Genomic DNA, 4,539 nt, shown 5'->3' with positions numbered 1-4,539 from the left:
CCGCACCGCATCGGCGGCCCATGGGAATCGCCCCTGCCCCGCCTTCACGGCGGCAACAGTGGACGAGGTCCGGAAGAAACGCCATACCAGCAGCGTGACCGCCAGCGACAGCAGGCCCATCGCACGCCATGCCTGCGGCGAATGCGCGTCCATCCCGATCAGCACCAGGCACATCAGCCCGGCGGTGGCGATGCCTGTTCCCACGCCCGCGAAGACCAGGCTATTGAGGAAGGGACGCTGATAGCGCACGAGCGATTCCATGCACCACGCCGAGACCGAAATCAGCACCCAGGCGCTGGCAAAGCCGGCCAGCAACCGCAATACGAGCCAGACCGCGAACGGCAAAGGCCAGCCCATCGCCAGCGTCACCGCGGCAATCGCCAGCAAGCCGCCGCGGATCGCGCGTTCGGGCCGGATCTTCACCACCATTGCGCTCAGCGCGCCGAGCAGGTAGCCAAGGTAGTTGGCCGATGCGAGCCAGCCGCCGGAAGCAATCGACAACCCGGCATCCTGCAACATCATCGGCAGGATGGGCGTGAACGCGAAGCGTCCGATGCCCATCGCCACCGCCAGCGCGGCAAGCCCGGCAAGCGCCTTGGGAATCGGGCCGGCTTCGGCGCGGAGCGTGCCGGCTGAGGTGGAAGGATGTTCGATCATGAAAGCAGTCTACCTTGACCAAGCCATTCTGAAAAATGAATAATGGAGAACGGAGGTTCTCAAAATGAGAAATATCGACCTGGATTCCCTGCACATCTTCAAGGCGGTCGTGGACTACGGCGGCGTCACCAAGGCAGCCAGCCAGCTCAACCGCGTGCAATCGAACATCACCACCCGCGTGAAGAACCTGGAAGACCGCCTCGGCGTGAAGCTGTTCCAGCGCCAGGGCGGCAAGCTGGTGCTGTCGCCCGAGGGCTCGCAGCTGCTGTCCTATGCGGACCGGCTGCTGCGCCTCGCGTCCGAAGCCGAAGCCGCGCTGCGCAAGGGCACGCCACGTGGCACCTTGCGCATCGGCACCATGGAAAGCACCGCCGCCGCGCGCCTGCCGCCGCTGCTGTCGCGCTACCACCAGCATTATCCCGAAGTGCAGATCGAGCTGCTGACCGGCACCTCGGGTGCGCTGATCGGCCGCGTGCACCGCTTCGAAGTGGAGGCAGCCTTCGTCGCCGAACCCTTCACCGCAACCGGCCTCGACATGCTGGAAGCCTTCCGCGAGGAACTGGTGTTGATCACACCGAAGAACACGCCGCCGGTGAAGACGCCGAAGGATTTGCGCAAGCATACGCTGATTGCCTTCTCCGCCGGCTGCTCCTACCGGCGCATCCTCGAGGAATGGCTGGGCATGTCGTCGGTGGTGCCGGACCGCGTGCTGGAGCTTGCTTCCTACCATGCGATCGTTGCCTGCGTCGCCGCCGGTTCGGGCATCGCCATCGTGCCGCGCTCGGTGCTTTCCGTCGTGCATGCGGAGGACGAAGTCGCCGCCTATCCGCTGCCCGAACGCGTCGCCAAGGCGAAAACTTTCCTCGTCTGGCGCACCGGCCACCAGTCAGTGGCACTCGACGCGCTGCAGGCCGAACTGCGCAAGCCAAAGCGGTAGTTTTTTCCCGGCCCGCGTAATTCTTGCGCGGGCCATCCTTCCTTTTGCCCGTGCCACTGCTGGCACAAACGCTGCTCTCCTCCGTGTACAAGACAGGAGAGCCGCCATGAAAAACCTTCCCCTTGCCTGCTTCGTACTCCTCACCGGACTCACGCTCGCCGCCTGCGGTGGCGGCGGAGGCAACAGTGGCGCGACGACCGGCGCCAGCCTGACGCCCGCATCGACCCAAGCGGCCGTCACAGAACTCATTGACGCCTTCGCCGCCACGCTGACAGGCGCGCAGGAAGTACCGCAGCGAGCGAGCAGCGCGTCCGGTTCCGGCACGGTCGTAATACAAGCGTCCACGCGGCAGATGACGGCGACGCTGACCACCACCGGCATCGCCGCCACGGATGCGCGTATCCAGCAGGCACCGGCCGGATTGAACGGGCCAGTCATCTTCCCGCTGGTGGAAACTGTGCGCGGCAGCGGCATATGGACCGCGCGCGCCATCCTGACCGATGCGCAAGTGACTGCCTTCCGCGCCGGCGATTTCTATTTCAATGTGCTCAGCACCAACTTCGGCAACGGCGAAATCCGCGGACAAATCCTGTCACAACAGCCCGGCACCACTCCGGTCAGCACCGGCGGCAGTGCCAGGACGGGCACGACCGCCACCGGCACCGGGCTCAATCCCTTCGTCACCTCGACCGCGGCCTTCCTCACGGCGCTGCGCGGCACCCAGGAAGTGCCGCCGACGACGAGCGCCGCCATCGGTTCGGGAACAGTGCTCGTCAACCCGGCCACCCGTCAGCTGAGCGCCGCTGTAACAACGACCGGCATCACCGGCACTGCCGCCCATATCCATGAGGGCGCGCCGGGTATCAGCGGCCCGATCATCATCGGGCTGGCGGAGTCGACGACCGGCAGCGGCATCTGGACCACGAACGCGGTACTGACGGAAGCGCAGTTCAATGCAATGCAGGCCGGCAACCTCTACTTCAACGTCCACAGCACCGCATTTCCGAACGGGGAAATTCGCGGGCAAATCCTGCCGCAAACCATTTCACTGGAATTCATTACGGGCGCGGCAGGCAGGAACGTGACGACCATTACCCCCCTGGATACGGGGACGACGAGCACCGGGACTGGCGCGACAGGTACCGGAGCAGGTACGACCGGGGCAGGAGTGGGTACGTCGGGAACAGGGATAGGTAACACGGGAACCGGGATTGGTACGACGGGAACCGGGGTAGGTAACACTGGAACCGGTATTGGCACGACTGGAACAGGGATAGGCAACACTGGAACCGGGATCGGTGCAACGGGAACCGGCATGACCACCGGTGTCGGGCTGGTCTTCTAGGCCTGCCACACGCCGTAACCGGCTTCCCGCAAGCCGATTGCCAGCTCGACTTCCATGTCGCGCGCGCCGTCGTATGGCATCGGATTGTAGAACGCATAGAGTTCGGGCAGCAGCCGCAGCCCGAACTCCTTCACATAGCGGTTCGACTGTATGCCCGCCTTGTGCTTGTCGAAGCGCACGTCGGGATCGATGCCCGTCATACCGACATAGACACAGGGCTTGCCGGTGACGTAATCCGGATTGGCTTTCCTGAAGCGCGCCTCGTACAGCACGTCCTTCGACAATTCGATGACGTAGACGTGGTAGTGCCAGCGGCGCGCCATGGGATCACTTTTTCGGCATCATGCCGCCTGCCGGCGGAACGTTCCCGCAATCGGCCGACAGCCACTTGCCGCTGTTCTCGTGATGCTGGTTGACCTGCTGCCCGTGCATCGTGCCCTTGAAGTCATAGGTCGACGTGAACGCCGTGTCGCCGGAGAAGCTGCCCTTGACCTTGCCCTCGCCCTTCATCTGCGCGCTGTTGCATACGACATCGGCGCTGTAGCTGTTGCCGCTCTGCTGCATGTTCTTCGTCTGGCAGCCCATTTCCTTGCCGTCCGCGCCGGGCAGCGTATTGCTCTCCGTCATCTGCTTGGTGACGCAGATCTTGTGCACCATCGCCCCATCCTGGATCTGCGGGACGTTCATGCCCATCTTGCGCATCTGTTCCATTTGCTCCGGCGTCATCTTGGGCATGTTCTTCATGGCATCGGATTTCATCGTCATCTCCCACAGGCCCGGCTTCATCTGGCCGGCGGCAAATGCGGAAGCGGACAGCATCGAAAGCAGCAGCAGCGGAATGGCGTTCTTGCGCATGGGATCTCCTGTGCAATGCGGTGGGGGAAGAATGATTTTATCCCCGGAATGCGGCTTGTGGCGGCGCAGATTGCCATACCGTCACTTGTGGTAGCCTTGGGCGATTCAACTTGCACCGCCATGTACACCAAATTCTTCCGGCTGGCTCAAGCCCCGTTTTCCATCTCGCCCGACCCGCGTTACCTGTTCATGAGCGAGCGTCATCGCGAGGCGCTGGCGCACCTGCTGTACGGCGTGGATGCGGGCGGCGGCATCGTACTGCTGACCGGCGATATCGGCACCGGCAAGACCACCATCTGCCGCTGCTTCCTCGAACAGGTCCCGGCCAACTGCAACGTCGCCTACATCTTCAACCCGAAGCTGACCGTCACCGAACTGCTGCAATCAGTGTGCGAGGAATTCCACGTCCCGCTCGACAAGCCCGCCGCCGGGGTGAAGGATTACATCGATGTGCTCAACCGCTTCCTGCTTGCCGAGCACGCCGACGGGAAGAACAACGTGCTCGTCATCGACGAGGCGCAGAACCTGTCGGCCGACGTGCTGGAACAGCTGCGCCTGCTGACCAACCTCGAAACCAACGAGCGCAAGCTGCTGCAGATCATCCTGATCGGCCAGCCCGAACTGCGCGCGATGCTGGCCCGCCCCGAGCTCGAACAGCTCGCGCAGCGCGTGATCGCGCATTACCACCTGACCGCGCTGTCGGAGGAAGAGACAGCAAGCTACGTCCAGCACCGCATGGCCACGG

Annotated in this window: 6 protein-coding genes; 3 read left to right on the top strand and 3 right to left on the bottom strand. The window is 63.7% G+C overall.

What is annotated here, in order from left to right; translation table 11 throughout:
- Positions 1–657: YbfB/YjiJ family MFS transporter (locus AYR66_RS29490; protein WP_206047111.1), on the bottom strand; the 657-nt coding region annotated here is incomplete at its 3' end.
- 64 nt (positions 658–721) lie between these two features.
- On the opposite strand from AYR66_RS29490, the gene AYR66_RS08460 reads away from it, so the two are divergent.
- The gene (locus AYR66_RS08460; RefSeq protein WP_088707137.1) at positions 722–1,594 is read left to right on the top strand and encodes a LysR family transcriptional regulator; all 873 of its coding nucleotides are present in this window, start codon (positions 722–724) and stop codon (positions 1,592–1,594) included.
- Between the two features lie 106 nt (positions 1,595–1,700).
- Complete coding sequence (locus AYR66_RS08455) at positions 1,701–2,939, top strand: CHRD domain-containing protein (protein WP_088707136.1); 1,239 nt, start codon at positions 1,701–1,703, stop codon at positions 2,937–2,939.
- On the opposite strand, the gene AYR66_RS08450 is transcribed toward AYR66_RS08455, so the two are convergent.
- Both AYR66_RS08450 and AYR66_RS08445 read right to left on the bottom strand, forming a co-directional pair.
- Positions 2,936–3,262: a hypothetical protein gene (locus AYR66_RS08450; RefSeq protein ID WP_088707135.1), complete on the bottom strand. Its 327-nt coding sequence runs from the start codon at positions 3,260–3,262 to the stop codon at positions 2,936–2,938. The two genes, AYR66_RS08455 and AYR66_RS08450, sit on opposite strands and share 4 nt — an antisense overlap.
- A gap of 4 nt (positions 3,263–3,266) precedes the next feature.
- A complete protein-coding gene (locus AYR66_RS08445) occupies positions 3,267–3,794 on the bottom strand; it encodes a DUF3617 domain-containing protein (RefSeq protein ID WP_088707134.1) in 528 nt (175 codons plus the stop codon).
- Positions 3,795–3,914: 120 nt separating this feature from the next.
- On the opposite strand from AYR66_RS08445, the gene AYR66_RS08440 reads away from it, so the two are divergent.
- A partial coding sequence (locus tag AYR66_RS08440; protein ID WP_141104187.1) for an ExeA family protein occupies positions 3,915–4,539 on the top strand: 625 nt, incomplete at its 3' end.

This window comes from Noviherbaspirillum denitrificans (assembly GCF_002211445.1).
GTDB lineage: Bacteria > Pseudomonadota > Gammaproteobacteria > Burkholderiales > Burkholderiaceae_D > Noviherbaspirillum > Noviherbaspirillum denitrificans.
Note: the sequence above shows the minus strand (reverse complement) of the source record. Positions and strands in the feature narration are given on the sequence as shown.

Excerpts from the sequence above, each read along its gene's own strand:
- AYR66_RS08460 (WP_088707137.1), top strand. The coding sequence starts at position 722 with ATGAGAAATATCGACCTGGATTCCCTGCACATCTTCAAGGCGGTCGTG.
- AYR66_RS08455 (WP_088707136.1), top strand. The coding sequence starts at position 1,701 with ATGAAAAACCTTCCCCTTGCCTGCTTCGTACTCCTCACCGGACTCACG.
- AYR66_RS08450 (WP_088707135.1), bottom strand. The coding sequence starts at position 3,262 with ATGGCGCGCCGCTGGCACTACCACGTCTACGTCATCGAATTGTCGAAG.
- AYR66_RS08445 (WP_088707134.1), bottom strand. The coding sequence starts at position 3,794 with ATGCGCAAGAACGCCATTCCGCTGCTGCTGCTTTCGATGCTGTCCGCT.